20 protein-coding genes are annotated in these 24,333 nt (G+C 63.8%); 8 read left to right on the plus strand and 12 right to left on the minus strand.

Features of this window, described 5'->3' with window-relative positions:
• Window positions 1–80 precede the first annotated feature (80 nt).
• Window positions 81–1,013 carry a recombination-associated protein RdgC gene (locus tag PW947_RS20365; protein ID WP_299634172.1) on the minus strand — a complete coding sequence of 311 codons (933 nt, stop codon included), beginning with the start codon at window positions 1,011–1,013 and terminating at the stop codon, window positions 81–83.
• Between the two features lie 251 nt (window positions 1,014–1,264).
• Here PW947_RS20365 and PW947_RS20370 point away from each other — a divergent pair, with 251 nt between their 5' ends.
• The 3 genes from PW947_RS20370 (at window position 1,265) to PW947_RS20380 (ending at window position 2,491) form a co-directional block, all read left to right on the plus strand.
• Entirely contained in the window at window positions 1,265–1,861 is a 597-nt protein-coding gene (locus PW947_RS20370) for an ester cyclase (RefSeq protein ID WP_299634173.1), read from the plus strand.
• Window positions 1,862–1,955: 94 nt separating this feature from the next.
• Complete coding sequence (locus PW947_RS20375; protein WP_299634174.1) at window positions 1,956–2,114, plus strand: hypothetical protein; 159 nt, start codon at window positions 1,956–1,958, stop codon at window positions 2,112–2,114.
• A gap of 56 nt (window positions 2,115–2,170) precedes the next feature.
• Complete coding sequence (locus tag PW947_RS20380; RefSeq protein ID WP_299634176.1) at window positions 2,171–2,491, plus strand: hypothetical protein; 321 nt, start codon at window positions 2,171–2,173, stop codon at window positions 2,489–2,491.
• A 63-nt stretch (window positions 2,492–2,554) separates the two neighbouring features.
• On the opposite strand, the gene PW947_RS20385 is transcribed toward PW947_RS20380, so the two are convergent.
• From PW947_RS20385 to PW947_RS20395, 3 genes are all read right to left on the minus strand, one after another.
• Window positions 2,555–3,400 (minus strand): glycosyltransferase, encoded by an 846-nt coding sequence (locus PW947_RS20385; protein ID WP_299634177.1) that lies wholly within the window; start codon window positions 3,398–3,400, stop codon window positions 2,555–2,557.
• 73 nt (window positions 3,401–3,473) lie between these two features.
• Window positions 3,474–4,394 (minus strand): glycosyltransferase, encoded by a 921-nt coding sequence (locus tag PW947_RS20390; RefSeq protein ID WP_299634179.1) that lies wholly within the window; start codon window positions 4,392–4,394, stop codon window positions 3,474–3,476.
• Window positions 4,395–4,410: 16 nt separating this feature from the next.
• Entirely contained in the window at window positions 4,411–5,706 is a 1,296-nt protein-coding gene (locus PW947_RS20395) for an O-antigen ligase (protein ID WP_299634181.1), read from the minus strand.
• Between the two features lie 205 nt (window positions 5,707–5,911).
• Between PW947_RS20395 and PW947_RS20400 the strand changes: the two genes are divergently transcribed.
• Window positions 5,912–7,111, plus strand: a complete 1,200-nt coding sequence (locus PW947_RS20400; RefSeq protein WP_299634182.1) for a glycosyltransferase family 9 protein — start codon at window positions 5,912–5,914, stop codon at window positions 7,109–7,111.
• A gap of 122 nt (window positions 7,112–7,233) precedes the next feature.
• On the opposite strand, the gene msbA is transcribed toward PW947_RS20400, so the two are convergent.
• Window positions 7,234–9,027: a lipid A export permease/ATP-binding protein MsbA gene (gene msbA / locus PW947_RS20405; protein WP_299634183.1), complete on the minus strand. Its 1,794-nt coding sequence runs from the start codon at window positions 9,025–9,027 to the stop codon at window positions 7,234–7,236.
• A 328-nt stretch (window positions 9,028–9,355) separates the two neighbouring features.
• Here msbA and PW947_RS20410 point away from each other — a divergent pair, with 328 nt between their 5' ends.
• Window positions 9,356–10,120 (plus strand): glycosyltransferase family 2 protein, encoded by a 765-nt coding sequence (locus tag PW947_RS20410; protein WP_299634184.1) that lies wholly within the window; start codon window positions 9,356–9,358, stop codon window positions 10,118–10,120.
• A 79-nt stretch (window positions 10,121–10,199) separates the two neighbouring features.
• Here the strand turns inward: PW947_RS20410 and dnaE are convergent, their stop codons facing one another.
• Complete coding sequence (dnaE, locus tag PW947_RS20415; protein ID WP_299634185.1) at window positions 10,200–13,772, minus strand: DNA polymerase III subunit alpha; 3,573 nt, start codon at window positions 13,770–13,772, stop codon at window positions 10,200–10,202.
• 293 nt (window positions 13,773–14,065) lie between these two features.
• Here dnaE and PW947_RS20420 point away from each other — a divergent pair, with 293 nt between their 5' ends.
• Window positions 14,066–14,956 carry a sulfurtransferase gene (locus PW947_RS20420; RefSeq protein ID WP_299634187.1) on the plus strand — a complete coding sequence of 297 codons (891 nt, stop codon included), beginning with the start codon at window positions 14,066–14,068 and terminating at the stop codon, window positions 14,954–14,956.
• 124 nt (window positions 14,957–15,080) lie between these two features.
• Window positions 15,081–15,968, plus strand: a complete 888-nt coding sequence (gene gluQRS, locus PW947_RS20425) for a tRNA glutamyl-Q(34) synthetase GluQRS (RefSeq protein ID WP_299634188.1) — start codon at window positions 15,081–15,083, stop codon at window positions 15,966–15,968.
• A gap of 93 nt (window positions 15,969–16,061) precedes the next feature.
• On the opposite strand, the gene PW947_RS20430 is transcribed toward gluQRS, so the two are convergent.
• The 6 genes from PW947_RS20430 to purT form a co-directional block, all read right to left on the minus strand.
• The gene (locus tag PW947_RS20430; protein ID WP_299634189.1) at window positions 16,062–17,552 is read right to left on the minus strand and encodes a DEAD/DEAH box helicase; all 1,491 of its coding nucleotides are present in this window, start codon (window positions 17,550–17,552) and stop codon (window positions 16,062–16,064) included.
• A gap of 376 nt (window positions 17,553–17,928) precedes the next feature.
• The gene (locus PW947_RS20435; RefSeq protein ID WP_299634190.1) at window positions 17,929–19,365 is read right to left on the minus strand and encodes an aldehyde dehydrogenase family protein; all 1,437 of its coding nucleotides are present in this window, start codon (window positions 19,363–19,365) and stop codon (window positions 17,929–17,931) included.
• 25 nt (window positions 19,366–19,390) lie between these two features.
• Complete coding sequence (locus PW947_RS20440) at window positions 19,391–21,043, minus strand: acetolactate synthase large subunit (protein ID WP_299634191.1); 1,653 nt, start codon at window positions 21,041–21,043, stop codon at window positions 19,391–19,393.
• A 221-nt stretch (window positions 21,044–21,264) separates the two neighbouring features.
• Window positions 21,265–21,645, minus strand: a complete 381-nt coding sequence (locus tag PW947_RS20445) for an MliC family protein (protein WP_299634192.1) — start codon at window positions 21,643–21,645, stop codon at window positions 21,265–21,267.
• Window positions 21,646–21,730: 85 nt separating this feature from the next.
• Window positions 21,731–21,913, minus strand: coding sequence for a DUF6726 family protein (locus PW947_RS20450; protein WP_299634585.1), 183 nt, complete (start codon window positions 21,911–21,913; stop codon window positions 21,731–21,733).
• A 428-nt stretch (window positions 21,914–22,341) separates the two neighbouring features.
• On the minus strand, window positions 22,342–23,556 hold the full coding sequence (gene purT, locus PW947_RS20455; protein WP_299634193.1) for a formate-dependent phosphoribosylglycinamide formyltransferase: 1,215 nt from the start codon (window positions 23,554–23,556) through the stop codon (window positions 22,342–22,344).
• A gap of 245 nt (window positions 23,557–23,801) precedes the next feature.
• On the opposite strand from purT, the gene PW947_RS20460 reads away from it, so the two are divergent.
• Entirely contained in the window at window positions 23,802–24,314 is a 513-nt protein-coding gene (locus PW947_RS20460) for an META domain-containing protein (protein ID WP_299634194.1), read from the plus strand.
• Window positions 24,315–24,333: the final 19 nt, after the last annotated feature.

Consider the following 24,333-nt stretch of genomic DNA (forward strand, 5'->3'; position numbering starts at 1 on the left):
GCGCCGGGATGAGTGGCCGTATCGACTGTTTATAGCCCACCGGCGATGCGGCGGGCAAGCGCGCCGCCGCACCGGTTCGCTCAAGCCGCGACCGCTTCGCCGACTACCGCGCCCTGCTCGTCCAGTTCGCCGCCGAGCGCATCGACCACGTCGGCGATCAGTTTGGCCAGTTCGCCGGACATCAGCGTGAAGTCGGATTCGAAGATTTCGTCGTCGTTTTGCGCGGTCGGGTCGGACGCTTCCTTCAGCACGTCGAGCGCGGCAATGCGCTTGAGCGACAAGGTGGGCGTCAGCACGAACGACACGCGGTCGCTCCACGTCATCGCGAGCTTCATGCACTGCTTGCCCGCTTCGATATGACGGCGCATATCGTCGACATCGAGCGAATGGCCGACGTAGCGCACGGTGGCGTTGCCTTGCGTCGGCGAGCGCAATTCAGTGTCCTGGTCGAGCGTGAAGCCGCCCGGCGCGTCGCCCGACAGCAGCCAGTTGGTCATCGCCGCCACCGGCGACTGCGCGACGCGCAGCGTGCGCAACGGCAGACGGTCGATCGATTTGACCAGCAGGCCGAGCACTTCGTCGCCGAGGGTTTGCGATGCCGCGTCGATCACCAGCCAGCCGTTCACGGTATCGATCCACACGCGCGTGTCGCGGCGAATGCTGAACGCGCGCGGCAGCAGTTCGTCGGTGATCTGCTCTTTCAGCTCTTTCATCTGCTTGCGGCCAACCTTGTAGCCTTGCTGCTCTTCGAGTTCGACCGCGCGGGCCTTCGTCACCTGATTGACGACCGACGCCGGCAGCAGCTTCTTTTCGGTGCGGAACAGCAGCAGCATCTGACGGTTGATGCCCACCACCAGCGAATCGTTGTCACGCGGCGACGCCCAACCCTGGGTTTGCATCTCCAGCCGGCTGCCGGGCTGGAACGCGTGCGCCGCGAGCGATTGTTCGAGTTGCTCGGGAGTGACCGACCACGGAGCCGGGAGACGATGAATCTGAAGGTTCTTGAACCACATGGCGTTTTTCCGGAGAGCAAAGAAAGCGCGCAATTCTATCTGACCGGCCGCGATCGACGCCGCGAGTTTTTCTCATCGTTACATTGCGCGGTTCGACCCCGAATTTTCAAATAAAACCGAAAAATCATTCAACCTAAAGGCCAATTCTCAACCCACACCCGCCCAGTGACAATGACTTCCATGTTGCAGCGAGTTTTTCCCGCGACTCGCGCGATTTCACCCGATCTCATCCGATCTCAAGAAGTCATGTCATGAACTACACTCATCGCCGCTTTTCTACCGCTCGCCGCCTGCTGGCCGGCATCGCGCTCGGTTTGTCCTCGCTCGCGGCGCTGCCCGTCGCGTTTGCCGCCACGGTTCCGGCCACGCCGACGCACGCGCAGGCCGACGCCGCGTTGCCGAGCCCGCATCACGTCGCCGTGGACAGCCACTCGAAGCAGAGCGCCACGGTGATCCTCGCTGCGCGCCGCTATGCGGCGTTCTGGAATACCGGCGACACCGCCTATGCCGATCTCGCGCTGTCACCGGCTTTCGTCGATCGCACGTTGCCGGACGGCCGTCCGCAAGGCCCGGACGGTCCGCGCGCGGCATCGAAGGGATTCCGCGCGGCCGTGCCCGATCTGAGCGCCGAAGTCGACGATCTGGTCGTCGCGGGCGATCGCGCTTCCGTGCATCTGCATTTCCGGGGCCATTTCACGGGTGAATTTCAGGGCGTCAAGGGCAACGGCCAGATCGTCGATTTCCAGGCGTTCGACCTGTACCGCGTCGAAGGCGGCAAGATCGTCGAAAACTGGCATCTGGAAGACAACCTGACGCTGCTGAAACAGCTCGGCGTGATCAAATCGTGAGCGCGCGCATCACGATTGCGGACGTCCGCGATTGCCGCGTTTTTCGCCAGATCGCCTAGACTTTTTGGATGCAGGCGGACAAACGGAGGCGACCATGGCGGAATCGATGGTCGGTATCGTGGTGGTGCTGATGCTCATCGCGATTGCGGCAGTGCTGCTCGGATCGAAGACCCGGCGCGATCTCTGGAAGGAACGGCTGACTGGACACGATCCGGGCCACCGCTCGTGGCGGCGCATGCGGCATCGTCACTGAACGCGCGCGCGAATGGAACAACGCAGGAAGGCGGTCGAGCAGCTCAGGAGGCAAGCATGTCAGACGAAACAACATCCTGGCCGATGGTCGAATACGAAGGCTTCGAGATTCACGTGACGACGCGTCCGTTCTCCACGTTGGCCGAAAACGAGCGTCCTTCCGGGCACGCGATGCGATCCAGCTATCTCGGCTATGTGTGTCATCCGGGCGCGGACCCGAGCTTGCCGGGCCACGTCGTGCCGTTTCACGCGGACGGCGAAGAGAGCTTCACCACCGCCGCCGATGCGCGCTACGAAGCGATTCAGGTGGGCCGCGCGATCGTCGATGGCACGCATCCGGATCTGACGGTGCTGCCGCTGGTCACGGGCGGCGTGTAAGGCTGCGGCGCGTCCGGGCGGACGCGCTGGCGGTGGCGAGCAAGCCCGGGTGCGAACCCGATCTCAGCTGAACGCGCGCTTGATCCGCGATTTCAGCAGCGCGCGGCGCAGCGGGCCGGTCTGCTCGGGATCGGTGACGGCGAGCGTGGCGTTGGCCGGCTGGCCGCGTCGCAGATAGAAACGGTCGAAGGTAGCTTGCGTCATCCCCCACTTGTGCAGGAACTGACGGCGGCCGTCGTTCTTGACGATCTTGCCCGTGCTCTTCTGCTGGAAGTGATAGACGAGACTGTCGCCGACACCGAGAAACACGCGGCATCCGGCTGCCCACAGCTTCATCGAGAAGTCGTTGTCGCTGCTCATGCCGGGGCTCAGTTCGCTGCTGTAGCCGCCTACCTTGTGCCACCAGTCGCGATGCACCAGCGTCGGCGGCCAGGTTGCACCGCGCCAGTCGGCGCGTTTCAGGCCCGCCGATGCCGCGACCAGTTCGTCGGCACGGAAATTTTCGACGTCGCGGCCGAAATCGCGAACCACCACGCACGGATTGCGGCTTTCGACCGGCTCGATCATCGTGCCCGACAACATGAACAGATTGTCCGCAGGCATCTCCGGCAGACGGCCCGCCAGCGCGTCGTCCCAGCCGGGACAGCAGAACATGTCGTCGTTCATGTAGACGATGTAGTCCTGCGTGGCGCGCGCCGCCGCGATATTCACCGCGTGGCAGATGCCGATATTGCCGGGCGACGCGGTGTGCTCGATACCCTGCTCCCGCACCCATGCCAGCGTGCCGTCCGAACCGTCGTTGACGTGGACGATGATCTGATGCGTGTGCGTCGAATGACGCCGCAAGCTGTCGATCACGAGCTTCAGGTAAGGCAGGTTGTTCCAGGTCGGGATGATGATTGAGAACATCGGGTACGGTTTCCGCGGTGATTGCCAGGTGGTGCGTGAAAAAGCTGTCGGTGCGATGCCGGTGACGCGTCGATCAGGACGCGCTGTCGTCGTGAAACGGCTTCATCAACGTCAGTTGCGCCGGGAGATCCGGCTCCCAGCCTTCCAGATCTTCGAACGGATACCGTCCAAGCGCGTAGATCACACGCTTCACGCGGCTCTTGAACGGCGCGCGCGGCACGTTCGGCAACGACGCGACCGCGCCGGTCGCCGATTTCCGGATGTACTCGCGGTTGAAGTCTTTCTGCGAAATGCCCCACTTCATCACAAACTCGCGACCGCCGCGATTGCGCCGGATCCGTCCGGTGGTGCGGCATCCGAAATGATAGATGCGGCTCGCGCCAACCGAACGATACACGCGGCAGCCCACCAGCCACAGTTTCATCAGGAAGTCGTCGTCGCTGCTCATGCCGGGACCGAACTCGATGCTGTATCCGCCCGCCATATGCCACAACTGACGGCTGACCAGCATCGGCTGCAGCGCGACGCCGTCGCGGTCTACCGTGGTCATGCCCGATGCGTACGCAAGCAGGCCCGCTTCGTCGAAGTTGTCGGGACCGGTGCCGAAGTTCGCGGCGATCACGTTCGCATTGCCGGTGTCGGTCGGCTCGATAAGCGTGCCGGCCAGATACGCGGCCGAATGGCCGAGCCCGCGCACGGTCTCGACGAACGCGGTATCCCAGCCCGGCGTGCAGAACATGTCATCGTTCATGAACAGGATCCAGTCGCGCGTGGCGAGGCGCGCGACATCGTTCATCGCCACGCACACGCCGACGTTGCCGCGGCTGCGGGTATGCCGGATGCCCTGCTCGCGAACCCAGTCGAGCGTGCCGTCGCTGCCGTCGTTGACGTGCACGAGAATCTCGTGCTCGAACGCCGAATGCCGACGGATGCTGTCGATGCAGAGCTTCAGGTACGGCAGGTTGTTCCAGGTGGGAATCAGGATACTGAACATGGCGTGATGACAGCTTTCATTGTTGGGTGACGCGCGTGCCGCGACCGCGTGTGTCCGCGAAGGTCGCCGTGGCGAGCAGCACCGCGAGTACCGTTGCGTAGAACGCCACGGTCAGTTTGAGATCGAAGGTTTCGACCGTCAGGCCGAAAATCCAGAACGCGACCACGAAGCTCAGACCGAGCAACGCCGCGCGCCGCGCCGCGCCGAGCGGCGCACTCAGGCGTTTCCAGAAGATCACGCCCGGCACGATGTAAATGGCCATCAGCGCGAGCCCGCCTACCACTCCGTAGTCGGTCATATAGGCGAGCAACTGGTTATGCGTTTCGCCCTTGCCGAGTTGCGCGGCGGCCGGCGTCAGCAAACCGGCCTGCGCGAACGCATCCATGCTGTTGCGAAAACCCGCGCCGCCAAGGCCGAGAAACGGATGATTCTCGACGATCCGCGCGGCCGCCTCGTACAGCTGAAGACGGATGCCGAGCGGCGTGTCCTTCTGGCCATGCGCGTATTGCGTGAGATCGAGCGATACATCGTCGGCGCGGTCGCGCACCGTCGGCGACGCGACATACGCGCCGATCATCACGGCCACCACCGCGAGCGGCAACAGGACCTTCCAGCGGCGCGACTTGCCGCGACTCCGCGCATACAGATACACCGCCGCCAGCACCGGCACAGCGACCCAGCCGCCGCGCGAGCCCGTCATCAGCGACGCGGCGATGCCCGCGCCCAACCCTAGAATCTTGAAGCCGCGAACCACGAACCGGTCCTTGCGCCACCAGTTCAGCGACAGCACCGACAATGCGCCGAGCGCGAGTGCGATATCGCCGAAGTGGATCGGATTCAGGAAGCTGCTGCCGAGCCGTCCCAAACCCCAGTCGCGCGGGACGACAAGCAGAATGCCCACCGACGCCCATGCGCCGAAAGCAAAGGAAAGATCCGCCCAGGCGAGCAGCCGGGGCGCGCTTCGGCGCAACACCAGAAACAGCGGCGCGGCACCGAACAGGCGAGCGGGCGAATCCAGCGTGGCGGGCACGATATGGCCGTGCCATGCGCCCGCCAGCGCGACCGCGAGGATCGGGCTTGTCATTGCAATGCACAACACCGTGTCGGTGCGATCCCATGGAAACGCGAAGATCGCGTGACGGGTTCGGGGCATCGCCAGCAACGCCAGCGAAATCATCGCAGCGCCGATGGACACCGCGCTCGCGCCACCGTGGATCAGCAACGTGACCGCGGGATACGTGAGCAGGAAAAGCGCCGGTAACAGGCTGCGTGGGCTGACGCGCAGGAAAGATTTTGTAGTGGGCGTCGACATGTCTTTTGGCTTTGGCCGGCCGGCACAACGTCATGGTCATCAGACCGGATACATGGGGCACCATTGTACCTGGTTCCCGTTCTTTTCCAGGTAATCTCCCGTCGGCGGAAGGCCTCTGGCGGTTGCCGTCGAAGCGCGGGGCGTGCTGTTAAGATGTGCGCTGCATTGTGATCAAGAACTGAGATTGAAGCGAACGATGTGTGCCTTGCTCCGACTTGTCCCCGCCGCCCTGAAGCGTAAGCTCGATTCCGCCGTCCATCGCTCGACTCGCATCCCGTATGCGGGCGTGCCGCACGAACCGGACGTGTTTCTGCGCAAAACCGCGCGCTCGAAAATCATCAAGAAGTATCTGCACAAGTCGCTGCTGCTGAAAGTGCGCGGGCAGACGCGTCTCGAACACCGGAAGGCGCATACCTTCCGCCGGATTCTCTGGATCTACACCGGCAAGCGCAATTTCGGCGACGCCACGATGGATCTGTCCGGGCGCGCGCTGCTGAAGGGCCGCGATATCGAGATCGACCTGTTCACGCTGCCGACACTGCACAAGCTGTTCCACGAAGACGACGTGTTTCGCAACGTCTTCCATGATCTGCGCGAGGTGGAATCGCGACAGTACGACGCAGTGCTGATGTCGGAATACAACCTGCCGTCGATCAAGCTGAAGTCGAAGTATTTCAAGAATTTACCGTTCGCGTCGCTGTTCCGCTTTTTCTACGGTCCCGACCGCAACCAGACCAGCTTCAGCTATGCGGCAATCAGCGACGTGTTCTCGCTCGGTTACTCGGAGCAGGAAATCGCCGCGCTGAGCAAGCCGTATCTGGCGTCGCGCGCCGCCACCACGCATTCGGTTCAAGCAATGTTGCCGGAGCAGCGCTTTATCGCGCTGGCGGTCGGCGGCCTCGACGCGAATCGGACGTACCGGCATTGGCCGGAACTGCTCGATATGATCGACCGCTCGAACGACGCGACCTTGCCCGACCGGATCGTGCTGCTCGGCTCGGACAATGGCCAGTCGATGGCCGATGCGCTGCTCGGCCGCACGTTCAAACGCCTGAAGGTCAGCTCGTGCGTCGGCACGCTGAGCCTGCTGCAATCGCGTGAAGTGATCGCGCATGCGAGCCTGTTCGTCGGCGCGGACGGCGGCCTGATGCACGTCGCGCATTCGACGCCGGCACCGAGCGTGTCGCTGTTCTCGAACAAGGAACCGCCTGCGCTGCGGCTGACCGAGCGCTGCAATTCGATCGGTATTCAAAGCACCGGCGATGTCGACGATATCGCGCCGAACGCCGTGTTCGACGCGATCGGCAAGCGCTTGCGGCAACCGCTGGTCGGCGCGGGCGATATCGTCGAGTTGATCGGCGAGATCGGTGAAGCGGGCACGTTGCACGAAGAAGTCGTGGCGTAAAAGACCGGCCGGACGCGTGACGCGGCGCCGGGTCTAACGCTCACGCAAAAACAAAACCGGCTGTGTTCGGATCGAACACAGCCGGTTTTTTTACGTGCGGGCAAATCCACGCGTATCGACGCTCAGGCCGCGTTCTGCTGGAACTGAATCCGGTGCAGATGCGCGTACAGGCCATTTTGCGCGAGCAGTTCGCGATGGCTGCCGCGTTCGACGATATGCCCCGCTTCCATCACCAGAATCCGGTCGGCACGCTCGATGGTGGACAGCCGGTGCGCGATCACGAGCGTCGTGCGGCCCTTCATCAGGGTTTCGAGCGCGGCCTGAACGTGGCGCTCCGACTCCGAATCCAGCGCGGACGTCGCTTCGTCGAGAATCAGGATGGGTGCGTCTTTGTAGATGGCGCGTGCGATTGCGAGACGCTGGCGCTGGCCGCCCGACAGCATCATGCCGTTGTCGCCGATCAGCGTGTCGATGCCCTTGGGCATGGCCTGCACGGTGTCCCACAAATTGGCGGCGCGCAACGCGGCTTGCACGCGCTCGAGATCCGCCGGCTGTCCGTACGCGACGTTGTTCGCGATCGTATCGTTGAACAGCACGACGTCCTGGCTGACCATCGCGATCTGGCTGCGCAACGCGTGCGTGCCGTATTCCGGCAACGCCACGCCATCGACCAGAATCTCGCCGCCGGTCGGATCGAAGAAGCGCGGCAACAGATTGACGAGCGTGGTCTTGCCGCTGCCCGACGGACCGGCCAGCGCGACCATCTCGCCCGGCGCGACCTTGAACGACACGCCGTCGAGCGTATGGCTCGCGCTCGTGCCGCCCGAGCCGTACGTGAACGACACGTCGCGGAATTCGACCTCGCCCGACGCGCGCGACAGCGCACGGCCGCCGCCCGCCGGTTCCGACGGTTCGTCGATCAGACCGAAAATCAGCTCGCACGCCGTCATGCCGCGTTGCAGCGGCTGGTTCACGTCCATCAGATGCTTGAGCGGCGAGATGATCAGCAGCATCGACGTGACGAACGCGACGAAGCCGCCCACCGTGGTTTGATCCGACGACGACTGCACGACCGCAATCGTGATCACGACGGCCAGCGCGATGGACGCGAGGAACTGCGTCAACGGTTGCGCGAGGCCGCCCGACACCGTCATGCGCATCGCGTAGCCGCGCAGACGACGGCTCATCGAATTGAAGCGCTCGGTTTCGTACTGCTCGCCGTTATGCACCTTGACGACCTTGTAGCCGCCCACGGTCTCTTCGACGATGTACGACAGCTCGTTGGTCAACAGTTGATGCTCGCGATTCAGACGGCGCAGGCGACGGTTGATCTTGCCGACCAGCCAGCCGATTCCCGGCAGCAATACCGCGACGATCAGCGTCAGGCGCCAGTTGAGGTAGAACAGGTAGCCGAGCAGGAAGATCACCGTCAACGAATCGCGCACCAGCGTGACCAGCACGCTGAGCAGCACGTTGAGAATCTGGTTGACCTCGAACACGATGGCGTTGATGACCGTGCTGGCCGTTTCGCGCTGGAAGAACGACACGCTCGAATGGATCATCCGGTCGAACATCTTGATGCGCAGGTCGAGCAGGATGCGATTGGACACGTAGGCGAGCAGATAGCCGGACGCGTATTGCGACACGCCGCGTATCAGCGCGAGGCCGATCACCGCGGTGGGCACGAACCATTTCGCGCTGGTGGCCGCGTGCGCGCCGAAACCCTTGTCGAGCAGCGGCTTGAGCAGCGCGGGAATCGCCGCGTCGGTGGCGGCGCTTCCCGCCATCGCGAGAATCGCGCCGACGATCACCCACAGCAGCGGCTTCACGTACGGCCACAAGCGCTTCATCACGACGACGGGAGACGAGGCCTCGCCGGAACCGATGGGTTTGCTTAAGGTTGGCTTCGAGCTCAAGGAATCCTCTGGAAAACGACATGCGCCCGCGTCATCTCGCGGCGCTAAAAATACAGCATTGTAAACGCTTGCGGTCGGCCGCCGGGGTTCGTAGGCCGAACGGCCGGCCAGCAGGCGCAAACCACCCACTTACCGGAAGTTTCAACGCGTTTCGACGCAGTTGTACCGCATCTCGCGGACGGTTGCCGGATCTGCGGCCGCTTCGCAAAACCGCAACGACGGCTGTGGACGTGCAAACCGCTGTGTATACTTGCGCGACGTTTTTCGCCTGCCTCGACGCCTGCCGGTCCGGGCCCCGCTTCGAACCCGACTCTTTGCTTCGATCTGCATGACACACACCACACTCGGCGTCGCCCTGATCACCCGTAACGCGTCGGCGCGACTTGCCGATTGTCTGTCGGCCGTTGCGTTCGCCGACACAATCGTCGTGATCGATAACGGCAGCACCGACGACACGGTCGAGATCGCGCGACGTCACGGCGCGCAGGTGATGATCGTGCCCGACTGGCCCGGCTTCGGCGCGCAGAAAAACCGCGCGCTCGACGCGCTGAATACCGACTGGGTACTGTCGATCGACGCCGACGAAATCGTGTCGCCGCAACTGGCCGCGTCGATCCGCTCGGCCATCGCGTCGCCCACCGCCGACGTCTATGCGATCGACCGGCTGTCGAGTTTCTGCGGTCACTGGATCCGTCACAGCGGCTGGTATCCGGACTGGATTCCACGTCTGTTTCGCCGCAACGCCGCCCGTTTCTCCGACGATCTCGTCCACGAGCGCCTCGTGTTCGACATGCCGGCGGTGCGGCTCGACGGCACGCTGCTGCACTACTCTTACGAAGATTTCGAAACCGTGTTGCGCAAGCTCGACGCGTATTCGACGGCGGGTGCGGTGCAGCGTTTCGCGGCCGGCAAGCGCGGAAGTCTTGCGCAGGCGATGCTGCGCGGCGCGTGGGCGTTCGTGCGGACGTATGTGCTGCGGCGCGGCTTTCTCGACGGCCGCGCGGGCTTGATGATTGCGCTGTTCAACGCGCAGACGGTGTACTACCGGTTCGTGAAACTCGCGCATCTCGGCCAGGCCAAAACGCGCCGATAAGCACGGGTAGCGGATAGCGGGCGGCGTCCGGCGATTGCCGCGTCACGCCGGTGGGCGTGCGCTGCAACCGCCGCGACGATCATCCGTAGACGATCTCGACCGCGCTGCCTGAAAACTGGCCGCGCAGGTCGGCGAGCAGTTCGTCGGTGGGTTTGACGCGCCACGCGTCGCCCAGCCGCACTTCGCCTTCGGCGTTCTCGCTGCGATAGACGACCTGGACCGCGAGGCCGTTCGGAATATGCACCGGCTGACGCTGACGGTCGCCATAGCCACCACCACCGCCGCCTCCGCCGTTCCGGCCGCCACCACGCGAGGCGGGCACGGGCGCCGCCGCCGGCGGTTCGTCGCTGCCGGCCGAATGCGCTTCCAGCACACGACGCAACGCGAGCGGATCGGCGTTGCCGTTCATCTGCACTTTCACCGCCTGCGCATACCGGCTGCGCGCGCGACCGAGATCCATCACCGTTTCGACGGTAAAGCGGATGCCGCCCGTGAACGCGTCGTTACGCGCCTGACCTTGGACGACCAGCAGTTCGTCTTCCTTGAAGACGGCTTTGTGCGCCTCGAAGACTTCATTGAAGACCGTGACTTCGCACTGACCGGTGCCGTCGTCGAGCAACGCGATCAGCATCTTGCCGCGCTGGGTCATCTGCGTACGCAGCGACACGATGATGCCCGCGACCAGCTTGTCGCGGCCTTCCTTCAGCTCACCGAGCTTCTGGCGCACGAAGCGGCGCACTTCGCCCTTGTATGCGTCGAACAGATGGCCCGACAGGTAGAAGCCGAGCGCACTCTTCTCTTCCTGGAGCTTCTTCTTTTCCGGCCATGCCGGTTCGTCGACCAGTTCGTGACCTTGCGACGGCGCGTCGCCCATGTCGAACAGACCGGCTTGCATCGCGTTGGCGCTGGCCTGTTCGGCCGCTTCCATCGCGAGCGACACCGACGCGATCAGTTGCGCGCGATTCTCGTGCAGCAGATCGAACGCGCCCGCGCGGATCAGCGCCTCGACCGTGCGGCGATTCACCATCCGACGGTCGATCCGGTTGCAGAAATCGAAGATGTCGATAAACGGACCTTCGCTGCGCGCGCGCAGGATTTCTTCGATCGCGTTCTGGCCGCTGCCCTTGATCGCGCCGAGACCGTAGCGGATCGTCTTCGAGCGCTTGCCGTCGGCCTCGGCGACCGGCTCGAAGCGATACGCGGACGCGTTGATGTCCGGCGGCAGCACCGACATGCCGTTCGTGATGCAGTCTTCGAACAGGATCTTGACCTTGTCCGTGTCGTCCATCGCCAGCGACATATTCGCGGCCATGAATTCCGACGGATGGTGCGCCTTCAGCCATGCGGTGAAATACGCGAGCAACGCGTACGCGGCCGCGTGCGACTTGTTGAAGCCGTAGCCCGCGAACTTCTCCATCAAGTCGAAGATTTCGTCGGCCTTTTCGGCGGTCAGACCGTTCTTCGCCGCGCCTTCGCGGAACAGCTCGCGATGCTCGGCCATTTCCTCGGCTTTCTTCTTACCCATCGCGCGACGCAGCAAGTCGGCGCCACCGAGCGAGTAACCGCCGATGATCTGCGCCATCTGCATCACCTGCTCCTGATAGACCATGATCCCGTAGGTCTCTTTCAGGATGGGCTCGACGCGCGGATCCGGATACTCGACGACTTCGCGGCCGTGCTTACGCGCGCAGAAGCTCGGAATCAGGTCCATCGGGCCCGGACGATACAACGCGACGAGCGCGATGATGTCTTCGAAGCGGTCGGGCTGCGCGTCTTTCAGCATGCCCTGCATGCCGCGGCTTTCCAGCTGGAACACCGCGACCGTGTTCGCTTTTTTCAGGATCGAGAACGACGCGGGATCGTCCAGCGGCACCTGCCCCAGCGACCAGTCCTGCTTCGACGGATCGAGACGGCGGATATAGCGCTCGGCCCAATCCAGAATGGTCAGCGTGGTCAGGCCCAAAAAGTCGAACTTGACGAGGCCGACCGCTTCCACGTCGTCCTTGTCGTACTGGCTGACGACGCCGCCGTCTTCGCCTTGCGTGTACAGCGGGCAGAAATCGGTCAACTTGCCGGGCGCGATCAGCACGCCGCCCGCGTGCATGCCGACGTTACGCGTCAGGCCTTCCACGCGCTGCGCGAGTTCGAGCAGCTGATGCACTTCGTCTTCGTTGTCGAAGCGCTCCTGCAGCAGCGGCTCTTCCTTCATCGCGTCGGCGATCGTGACGTGCTTGCCCGGCTTGAACGGGATCAGCTTCGCGACGCCGTCGGTGAACATGTAGCCGAGATCCAGCACGCGGCCGATATCGCGCACCGCGGCCTTGGCCGCCATCGTGCCGAACGTCGCGATCTGCGACACGGCGTCCGCGCCGTACTTCTGCTTCACGTACTGGATGACGCGGTCGCGCCCTTCCTGACAGAAGTCGATGTCGAAGTCGGGCATCGAAACCCGTTCCGGATTCAGGAACCGTTCGAACAGCAGGTTGTAGCGCAGCGGATCGAGGTCGGTCACGCCGAGCGCGTATGCGACCAGCGAGCCCGCGCCCGACCCCCGGCCCGGACCGACCGGCACGCCGTTGTTCTTCGCCCAGTTGATAAAGTCCGCAACGATCAGGAAGTAGCCCGGAAAGCCCATCTTGATGATCGTGCCGCACTCGAATTCGAGGCGCTTGTAATAGGTTTCGCGCTGCGCGTCGCGTTCCGCTTCGGTCGGGAAAAGTTGTTCGAGACGCTTTTCGAGACCGTCTTTCGACAGTTGCACGAGGTAGTCGTCGAGCGACATGCCGTCAGGTGTCGGAAACAGCGGCAATTTCGGCTTGCCGAGTTCGAGCGTCAGGTTGCAGCGCTTCGCGATTTCAACGGTATTGGCCAGCGCCGACGGAATATCGGCGAACTGCGCCGCCATTTCTTCCTGCGTGCGGAAAAACTGGTCGTTCGTGAAGCGCTTCGAGCGACGCGGGTTGGCGAGAATATCGCCTTCGGAAATACACACGCGCGCTTCGTGCGCGGTGAAGTCGTCCGGCGTCATGAACTGCAACGGATGCGTGGCAACCACCGGCAATTTCATCGACGCCGCGAGCGTGACCGCCTGCTGAACGTAGTGCTCGCCGCCCGGCTGGCCGCAGCGCTGCAACTCGATGTAAAACCCACCCGGAAATACTTTCGCCCAGTGCGCGGCATTGCGACGCGCCGCCTCTTCGTTGCCTGCCGCCAGCGCCATCCCGACGTCGCCCTGCTGCGCGCCGGACAGCGCGAGCAGGCCTTCGCCCAGTTCGCCTTCGAGCCACGCGGTTTCGACTTCCGCGCGACCGCGATACTGGTTCGTCAGCCACGCCTTGCTCAACAACTCGCACAGATTCAGGTAGCCGCGCCGGTCCTTGACCAGCAACAGCAGCCGCGAAGGCTTGTCGCGGTCGTCCGGATTGGTGATCCAGACGTCGCAGCCGGCAATGGGTTTGACCCCTTTGCTACGGGCTTCCTTGTAGAAACGGACGAGGCCGAATGCATTGCCGAGATCGGTGAGCGCGAGTGCGCCCTGACCGTCTTGGGCCGCGGCCTTGACGATGTCGTCAAGACGCACGATGCCGTCGGCAATCGAGAATTCGGAGTGAACGCGGAGATGAACGAAGCGGGGATCTGACATGGGCGACATTGTAACTCGCCGCTCCCGAAGATTCGCACCGCAGACCGCGCCGCCAGCCCGCGTTAGCCATCCGGCCAGGTGTGACGATATTTGACCTGCGTTAGCCGTCCGGCCAGCTTCGGCACAACGTCGAGATGAGGGATAATACGGGTTTCGCCCCGTTCGACGGGGCCGCGCGACACTGCCTGCGCATCGCGGCGACGCCACCCTAGAAACGTGGCCGCCCGGCGGAACGGGCCAGGCGCCGGGTCAGTCCAGACACGGCCGCCCGCGTCGCGCCAGCACCTTTTTGCCGGATCATCATGAGCATCGTCAATCTCTCCTCGTACCAGTTCGCGACCATCGAAGACACCGCCGCGTGGCGCCCGCACGTCACCGCGCGCTGCGAAGCGCTGGGTCTGCGCGGCACCATCCTGCTCGCGCCGGAAGGCATCAACCTGTTCGTCGCCGCCCCGCGCGAGTCGACGGATGCGTTTATCGACTACATCCGCCACGACCCGCTTTTCGAGGGCAAATTCGCAGATCTGCAATTCAAGGAAAGCGTGTCGGAGAAGCAGCCGTTTCGCCGGATGCTGGTCAAGCTGAAGCGCGAAATCATCACGATGAAAAAACCGGCCATCCGCCCGGAACTCGGCCGCGCGCCGTCCGTCGATGCGCCCACGCTGAAAGCGTGGCTCGATCGCGGTCACGACGATCACGGCCGCCCGGTGGTGATGCTCGATACGCGTAACGCATTCGAAATCGACGTCGGCACGTTCGACAACGCGCTCGATTACCGCATTACGAAATTCAGCGAATTTCCCGCGGTCATCGAGCAAAACCGCTCGGATCTGGAAGGCAAGACGGTCGTGTCGTTCTGCACGGGCGGCATCCGCTGCGAGAAAGCGGCGATCCACATGAAGGAAGTCGGCATCGACAACGTGTACCAGCTCGAAGGCGGCATCCTGAAGTACTTCGAGGAAGTCGGCGGCGCGCACTATCACGGCGAGTGCTTCGTGTTCGATTACCGCACCGCGCTCAACCCGCAACTCGAGCCGACCGAAACCGCGCAATGCTTCGGCTGCCGCGCGGTCGTGTCCACCGACGCGCAGAAGTCGTCGCTGTACGTGCCGGGCAAAACCTGTCCCGAATGCCATCCCGACACGAAGCATCCGGGCGAAACCCGAGCCGCAGACAAGGCGCGAGCGGCCTGACACGGCACATTACGTCTACGCGACATCACGCAGCGCGGGTTTCAAGCCGCCCGGCCTGGCTGGCTGAGTTGTCCTGACCCGCCCTTTCCGTTCACTCCGCGCTCCACGCACCCGCCCGCTGCGAATGTCTCAGCCTTCCTACCGGGGACGCTTCGCGCCGTCCCCAACCGGCCCGCTGCATATCGGCTCGCTGGTCAGCGCGCTGGCCAGCTGGCTCGACGCGCGCGCGCATCGCGGCATATGGCTCGTGCGCATCGAAGATATCGACGGTCCGCGCACGGTGCCCGGCGCCGCCGATGACATCCTCGCCACACTCGCCCGTTTCGGCATGCACGCCGACCAGCCGCCCGTCTGGCAAAGCGCACGCATCGACCGGTACCGGCAGGCGCTCGCGCAATTGCAGGCCGCCGCCTACGTTTATCCCTGCGGCTGCACGCGCAAGGAAATCGCCGACTCGTTGCTGCACGCGCACGCGCGCCACACCACGCTCGCCTATCCAGGCACGTGCCGCCACGGTCTGCACGGCAAACCCGCGCGCGCGTGGCGTCTGCGCGTGCCCGACGGCGACGCCGCCGTCATCGGTTTCGACGATCGCTGGCAAGGCGCCCAGACGCAGAATCTGGCCACGGAAGTAGGCGATTTCGTGCTGCGTCGCGCGGACGATCAATGGGCGTATCAACTCGCCGTCGTCGTCGACGATGCGGACGCGGACATCACGCATATTGTGCGCGGCGCCGATCTGCTCGACTCGACCGCCCGGCAAATCTATTTGCAACGCTGTCTCGGCGTGGCCTCGCCGTCCTATCTGCACGTGCCCGTCGTCACCAACGGTGACGGCGAAAAGCTCAGCAAGCAGACCGGCGCGACCGCGCTCGATGTGAACCGGCCGCTGGACGCGCTTTGCGTTGCGGCCGGACATCTGGGACTGACGCTGGACAGCGGCGCAGATGCGTCGCTCGAACGGTTTTATGCCGCGGCCACGGCGGCGTGGGCGCAACGCTTCGGCGAATAATCACGCGCGGGCGTCGGCCTGAACGATCCGCAAAAAGAAAACGCCGTCACGAAGACGGCGTTTTGCTTTGCAGCGGATCAGCGCTTCAGCGCATCAATTCGACGACGTCGTCGTCTTGCGCGGCATGCCGAAGCCACCGAGCAGCGCGGCGAGCGGCTGCTTCGACGTCGATTTTTGCGGCGCGGCTTCCTTCACTTCGTCGGCCTTGCGTGCGGACGCGGACGGCTCATACGGCTTCGAGAAAAAATCGTCGACCGGTTGCTGACGATGATGATGCGGACGCTCGAACGACGACGCCGAACCCGGCGTGCGGCGGCGACCGGCGCTGGCGCGCTCGTCACGACCTTCGCGGCCCTCGCGGCTTTCGCGGCTTTCGCGCTCGCGACGCGGACGCTCTTCGTGATGATGGCGAACCGGCGTATCGACCGTCAGATGCTGGACGTCGAGCGGACGCTTGATCAGCTTCTCGATATCGGCGAGCTGCTTGCGCTCGTTCGGGCTGCACAGCGACAGCGCGTCGCCCGACGCACCCGCGCGACCCGTACGGCCGATCCGGTGCACGTAATCTTCCGCGTTGAACGGCAGATCGAAGTTGATCACGGCCGGCAGTTCGGCGATGTCCAGACCGCGTGCCGCGACGTCGGTGGCGACCAGCGCCTCGATTTCGCCGCGCTTGAACGAGTCCAGTGCCTGCATCCGTTCGTTCTGCGTGCGGTCGCCGTGAATCGCCGTGGCGACCACGCCGTCGCGCTCCAGCGCGCGGGCAAGACGGCTCGCGCCGATCTTGCTGTTACAGAACACGATCACCTGCTTCAGGCTGCGATCGCGGATCAGTTTCACGACCGCGCCGGTCTTGTCGCCCTCGGCCACTTCGTAGACGATCTGCGTCACGTTGGTGGCCGTCGAGTTGCTGCGCGCGACTTCGATGGTCTGCGGGTTACGCAGATAGGTCGCCGCGAGCTTCTTGATTTCGCCGGAGAACGTGGCCGAAAACAGCAGCGTCTGACGTTCTTTCGGCAGCAGGTTCAGGATGCGTTGCAGATCGGGCAGGAAACCCATATCGAGCATCCGGTCGGCTTCGTCGAGCACCAGCATCTGCACCTGACCCAGATTCACGTTCTTTTGCTGAACGTGGTCGAGCAGACGGCCCGGCGTCGCGATCAGGATTTCGACGCCACGGCGCAGTTGTTCGGATTGCGGATTCATATCCACGCCGCCGAACACCACCGCGCTACGCAACGACGTGTGCTTGCCGTATGCGTGAACGTTGGCGGCAACCTGGTCGGCGAGTTCGCGGGTCGGCGTGAGGATCAGCGCGCGCACCGGATGGCGCGCCGGCGACGCGCTCGTGCTCGCGTGCGGCAGCAGGCGCTGGATGATCGGCAGCGAGAAGCTGGCCGTCTTGCCGGTGCCCGTTTGCGCCGCGCCCATCACGTCGCGCCCGGACAGCACGACGGGAATGGCTTCAGCCTGGATCGGGGTGGGCGTCGTATAGCCCTGCTCCACGATGGCTTTGAGAATATCGGGCGCGAGGCCGAATTGATCGAAGGTCGCAGTGCTGGGCGTGACGGCTGTGTCGGACATGGTGGCTTTCGCTAAAAATGCGCCTGGCGCGGCGCGCGCGGCTTACGGCAGCATACGGCCGGGGCCGCGGAGGGCATCAGGATGAGGGCGGAGCCACGGCATGCCGCACGACCCAGATCACTGGGAAAAGGATGCGGCCGGCTCCGGCCGACGGAAACACCCGCCGGAAAGGCCGGTATTGTAGCACTTCAGCACAAATACTCATGGCGCGACCGTCGGCTTTCTGCTGCACCGGGTGATGCCGCACCCGGCGCGCGCCGCCGCCGCGACCCAACCAGAACCCGAACACACCGTCAATCCGCAGGCTAGAACACGCTGACGACAGCGCTGTGACAAATGAGCGCCAGTTCGATACGGCTCGACGCCCGCCGCCCGCTCACCACGTCTCGCGCATCACCATCAGCCGCAGTTCGGTCATATCTTCGATTGCGTAGCGCACCCCTTCGCGCCCCAGCCCCGAATCCTTGACGCCGCCATACGGCATGTTGTCCACGCGAAACGACGGCACATCGTTGATTACGACGCCGCCGACCTCCAGCGTATCCCATGCGCGGTGCGCGTGCGCGAGTGAATCAGTAAAAATGCCCGCTTGCAGGCCGAAATCGCTGTCGTTGACGGTGGCGAGCGCGGCGTCGAAATCGTCGAAACGCTCGAGCAGCGCGACCGGACCGAACGCCTCCTTGCGATAGAGATCGGTATCGCGCTTCACGCCTTCGAGCAGCGTCGCTTCGAACATCGCGCCTTCGACCTTGCCGCCCGCGACGATTGTTGCGCCCGCCGCAACGGCGCTCTCCATCCAGCCCGCCAGCCGCTTCGATTCCGATTCGGAAATCATCGGCCCGACGAAGGTTTTCTCGTCTTTCGGATCGCCCATCACCAGCGATTTCGTTTTCGCGATCAGTTTTTCGCGCAACGCGTCGTAAAGGCTCGCGTGAATCAGGATCCGCTGCACGCCGATACAACTCTGGCCGGATTGATAAAACGCGCCGAACGCGAGCCGCTCGACCACGTAGTCGAGCTTGCCGCCCTGATCGGCATCGACGATCGCCGCCGCGTTGCCGCCCAGCTCCAGAATCACCTTCTTCTTGCCCGCTTTCTTCTTCAGATCCCAACCGACCGCCGGCGAACCGGTGAACGACAGCAGCTTGAAACGCTCGTCGGTCGTGAACAGATCGGCGCCGTCGCGATGCGCGGGCAGGATCGAAAACGCGCCTTTGGGCAAATCCGTTTCCGCGAGAATCTCGCCCATGATCAGCGCGCCGACCGGCGTGCGGCTCGCGGGCTTCAGCACGAACGGCACGCCCGCGGCAATCGCCGGGGCGACCTTGTGCGCGGTGAGATTCAACGGGAAATTGAACGGCGAGATAAACGAGCACGGCCCGATCGGCACGCGCTTCACGTAGCCGTGATAACCCTTCGCGCGCGGCGAAATCTGCAGATTCACGATCTCACCGTCGATCCGCACGGCTTCCTCGGCGGCCACCTTGAACGTGTCGATCAGCCGCGTCACTTCGCCGCGCGAATCGTTGATCGGCTTGCCGGCTTCGATGCACAGCGCCATCGCCAGTTCGTCGTAGCGCTCGCGAAAGCGCTTCACGCAATGTTCGAGCACGGCCTGCCGTTTGAACGGCGCGAACGCGCGCAGTTCGGGTTGCGCCGCGACCGCCGCGCCGATCGCCTTGTCGATCGCGGCGGCGTCGGCCATCGCCACGCGCGTCGCGACTTCGCCGCTGAATTTGTCGGTGACCTCGAGATCGGTGTTCGCCGCGACGGCCTGGTTCGCGAGGTAGTACGGGTAAGTCTTTTGCAACATGACACGTCCTCCTTGATGCGAATTTTTACAACTGCGCGCTAAGCCGCTTGATCTCGCGATTCAGCACGCGCTCGTTGTCCGAATAGTCGATCGGCAGATCGATCACGTGCACGCCCGGCGTCGCGAAGCACTCGCGCAGCACCGGTGCGAACTGCTCCGCCGATTCGATCCGATGCCCGATCGCGCCGTAGCTTTGCGCGTACGCGACGAAATCCGGATTCTTCAGCGTCATCCCGTAATCGGGGAAATTCATGTTTTCCTGTTTCCAGCGGATCATGCCGAACGCGTCGTCACGCAAGATCAGCACGACGATATCCAGCTTGAGCCGCACCGCCGTTTCGAGTTCCTGCGAATTCATCATGAAACCGCCGTCGCCGCAGACCGCCATCACCTTGCGGTCCGGATGGACGATTCTGGTCGCGATCGCGGACGGCAAACCCGCGCCCATCGACGCCAGCGCGTTGTCGAGCAGCAGCGAATTCGGTTCGTGCGCACGGTAATAGCGGGCGAACCAGATCTTGTACATGCCGTTATCGAGACACAGAATGCCGTCTACCGGCATCGCCTCGTACACATCGTTGACGATGCGCACCGGGTACATCGGAAAGCGGTCGTCCAGTTGACCTTTAACAAGATGCGCTTCGAAATGCTGTTTGATTTCCTTGAAGCGCGTGAAATCCCAATGTTCCTGACGCGCCGTCAGACTTTCCTTCAGTTGCCACACCGCGTTGGCGATATCGCCTACCACTTCGATCTGCGGGAAATAGACCGTATCGACTTCCGCGCCGAGAAAATTCACGTGAATCACGGTTTTTTCGCCGGCGTCGCCGCTGCGCATAAAGAACGGCGGCTTCTCGATCACATCGTGGCCGACATTGATGATGCAGTCGGCGAGATCGATCGCGCGATGAACGAAGTCGCCATCCGACAACGTGGCGTTGCCCAGCCAGAGCGGATGCGATTCATCGATCACGCCTTTACCCATTTGCGTCGTAAAGAACGGAATACCAATCTGATCGACAAATTCGCGCAGCATCCGCGTGGTGGTTTTGCGATTTCCGCCTGCGCCGATCATCAGCAACGGATGCTTCGCGGCCATGATTGCCTCGACCGCGCGCGCGACCGCCTTCTGCTCGGCAATCGGCCGCCGGCTGTAGCTTTTCGGGATCGGCTTGCCGTCGCCCTCTTCGTGGGCGACGTCTTCCGGCAATTCCAGATGCGTCGCGCCAGGACGCTCTTCTTCAGCCTGTCGGAATGCTTCGCGCACGAGCGCAGGAATATTCCCAATCGATACGATCTGCCGCGTGTACTTGGTCAGCGGCTCCATCATCCGGACCACGTCCACGATCTGAAAATGGCCTTGCTTGCTGGTCTTGATCGGCTTCTGGCCCGTGACCATCAGCATCGGCATGCCGCCGAGTTGCGCGTAGGCGGCGGCCGTCACGAAATTGGTCGCGCCCGGCCCGAGCGTCGCGAGACATACGCCGGTGCGACCGGTCAGCCGGCCGTAAGTCGCGGCCATAAAACCGGCCGCCTGTTCGTGACGCGTTAGCACCAGCTTGACTTTCGAGCGGCGCAACGATTCGAGGAGATCGAGATTTTCTTCGCCGGGGATGCCGAATACATACTCGACACCCTCGGCTTCCAGCGATTTGACGAACAGATCCGATGCTTTCATGAAGAGTCTCGCTTGACGAAGATAGAGTCTGGTGACGACGGATCAACGGGTCGAACGGGAAGCGCTTTGCGATGAAGCGTGGTTGTCACACGCGGCGTCCGGAGTCGGATCGTGGATGCGTGCGATAACGAGGGGGACAGCTTACTACCGGGGGAGAAATGCTGCGCGGAGCCCGCCAGGGACGACGGGCGCGCGAGAAGTGAGATCAGTAGACCGGCAGATCAGCGAACGATGGTCACGCAGTCGGAGAGAATCGGCGGCGCGTTTTCGCCTTGCATGGTGTCGTAGAGATCGGCGCGCGGACCCTTGGTCCACCATACGTAGCTGCCCGCCTGGTAACGCACGCCCGATGCGGCCACGGTGTCGACGAACAGCAGCTGTTTGCCCTTCACCGGCACCAGCGCAAAACTCTGGCCGTTCGCGGTGTTCCAGTAAGTGACCTGCAAGATGCGGCCGGTGGCGCAGGTGTACTTCTGCATCAGCCGGTTTTTGGTCTGGATTTCCGCGAGCCGCAACGGCGCGGCCCACGATGTACTTGCCGTGATCGACGTTATCGACGTCAACACGACTGCGGCAGCGAGTGTCACGGCGCGTCGGATCATCGGTTCCTCGGGGATGGGACGGGTGGGACGAATGGCACGTTGAGGACGGATCGGATCGGGATGACTGACGGTCCGGGCCGCCCGATCACGGGTCGATCACGGCGGCGCACGCGTCGGTGGGTGCGGCCGCAACGTGGCCGACCAGCGGCACGATCTTCAGCCCCGCCGATGCGACCCGACACGGCGCGGCAGCCAGTCCGCAGCCGGTCAGACCGGCCGTAAACGCGACCAGCGCGGCCAGCGCACCGACGCGGGACAGTGCGGCAATACGCGACCTGCCCGAACCGGACGCGGGGAACACCGCACGCTGAATGTCATCGCCGGGCACGCCCGGCACATCGGACCGGCAAACCGCGCCGGGGACTGCGGTGAAACGTTCGGCTTTCATGCGCTGACTCCGGACTTCGACTTCCGACTTCGATTGCGTTTGCGACTTCTTGCGCGATTTCTTTCGCGATTTCAATCGCGTTTGCGAGCTGCGGCGCCACTTCGCGCCGCGAGACCCGCCGGACGCCCGACTGGCCAATCTCTACAGACAGACCGCGCGCATGCCGTTGCGTTCAACGATCGCGCGTGAATCGGGCGTAGTTCACCCGTGAATTTGCGCGGAGGCAAGAAGGTGTCGAACGCGCCGAACCCTGCCACCGCCGCCATCGTCATCGCCTTCGCCGCGTCAGTTCAAACGCGGCTTGAGGCTTACTTCGCCGACACGGGACGCACCGCCGCCGCCGATTGCTTCGCACGCGACCGGGCTTCCTCGACGGAATCCGCAGTGGCGAGCGCAACACCCATCCGGCGCTTCGCGAAACTCTCCGGCTTGCCGAACAGACGCAGATCCGAATTCGGCACCGTCAGCGCCGCCGCGACGCCTTCGAAGGCAATGCCCGCTTCGTCGAGTCCGCCGTAAATCACGGCCGACGCGCCCGGCGCACGCATGCTCGTGTCGACCGGCAAACCGAGAATTGCGCGCGCGTGCAACTCGAACTCCGAGAAGCGCTGCGTTGCGAGCGTGACGAGGCCGGTATCGTGCGGACGCGGGCTGACTTCCGAGAACCACACGTCGTCGCCGCGCACGAACAGTTCCACACCGAACAGGCCACGACCGCCGAGCGCCTCGGTGACCTTGTGTGCAATCTCGCGCGAACGTTCGAGCGCGAGCGGGCTCATGGGTTGCGGCTGCCACGATTCGACGTAGTCGCCCGCGACCTGCACGTGCCCGATCGGATCGCAGAAATAGGTGGCCGTGTTGCCCGTCGCCGGGTCGATTGCGCGCACGGTCAGTTGCGTGATTTCGTATTCGAAATCGATAAATCCTTCGACGATCACGCGACCGCCCTTCACGCGGCCGCCGGCCTGCGCGTATTGCCAGGCCGGTTCGACGTCGGCGTCGCTCTTCAGCACCGACTGGCCCTTGCCCGACGACGATATCACCGGCTTGACGACGCACGGATAGCCGACCCGGGCGATGCCCGCTTGCAGTTCTTCCAGTGAATCGGCGAATGCGTACGGCGACGTCGCGAGGCCGAGTTCTTCGGCGGCGAGACGGCGGATGCCTTCGCGGTTCATCGTCAGTTGCGTGGCGCGCGCCGTGGGGATCACTTCGGCGATGCCTTCGGATTCGATCGCGGCGAGCGCGTCGGTCGCGATGGCTTCGATCTCCGGCACGATCAGGTGCGGGCGTTCCTGCTCGACCAGCGCGCGCAGCGCCGCGTGATCCGTCATGTCGATCACGTGCGAACGATGCGCGACCTGATGGCCCGGCGCATCCGGATAACGGTCCACCGCAATCACTTCGACGCCGAGGCGCTGAAGCGCGATGATCACTTCCTTGCCGAGCTCGCCGGCGCCAAGCAGCATCACGCGCGTAGCCGATTTGGAAAGCGGGGTGCCGATCCGTTGACCGATCTGCATGGGGACTCCAGAAAAATGTCGGATGAAACGTGTGAATTGGATCACCGATGTTAACATGCGGGCCTCCCGCGAAGGCACCGCGCACCCCTCGTCCAGAAGACATAGGCGCCACTTGGCGCTCGCGTGCGGCGAGTGTAGTGCGTTACCCTTACGCCTTCGCCAGTTTGAAGAGACACGACGCCATGCTTCCAACGTATTCCGCGCAACGCGCTCACCGCGCTGTCCGTTCCGTTACGCGTGCCGTCATGCGTCCTGCCGCAAGCTCGTTGCGCACCGCGCTCGGCGCGCTGACGCTCGCCGCGCTGCTGGGCGCGTGCGCGATGCCGAAGCATTCCGACACGCAAGCCGCGCCGCCCGACCCGTTCAACCCCGCGGCGACGCAATTGCTCGACGACACGCAATGGGCGCTGAGCGGCTGGCAACACGGCGACGGCAGCGCACGCGCCGTGCCGGGCCAGGACAACGGCGGCCCGTTGACGCTCGATCTGTCCACCGCGACCGGCCAGCGTCATGTCAGCGGTTTCTCAGGCTGCAACCGTTACACCGGCGTCTACACGCTGAACGACGGCAAGCTCGGATTCGGGCCGCTCGCCGGCACGCGCAAGGCATGCATGACGCCGGGCGCCGACATCGAAGGCGAATATCTGAAAGCGCTCGCGCATATCGACCGCAGCGGCGTGCAGATGAAGGCGCCGCAGCAGTTGCAGTTGATCCTCGATAACGGCGACACGCTGACGTTCACGCGTCGCGCGAAGTAAAACGCGGCGCGCGATTTGC

This window comes from Paraburkholderia sp. (genome assembly GCF_028283785.1).
Lineage (GTDB): Bacteria > Pseudomonadota > Gammaproteobacteria > Burkholderiales > Burkholderiaceae > Paraburkholderia.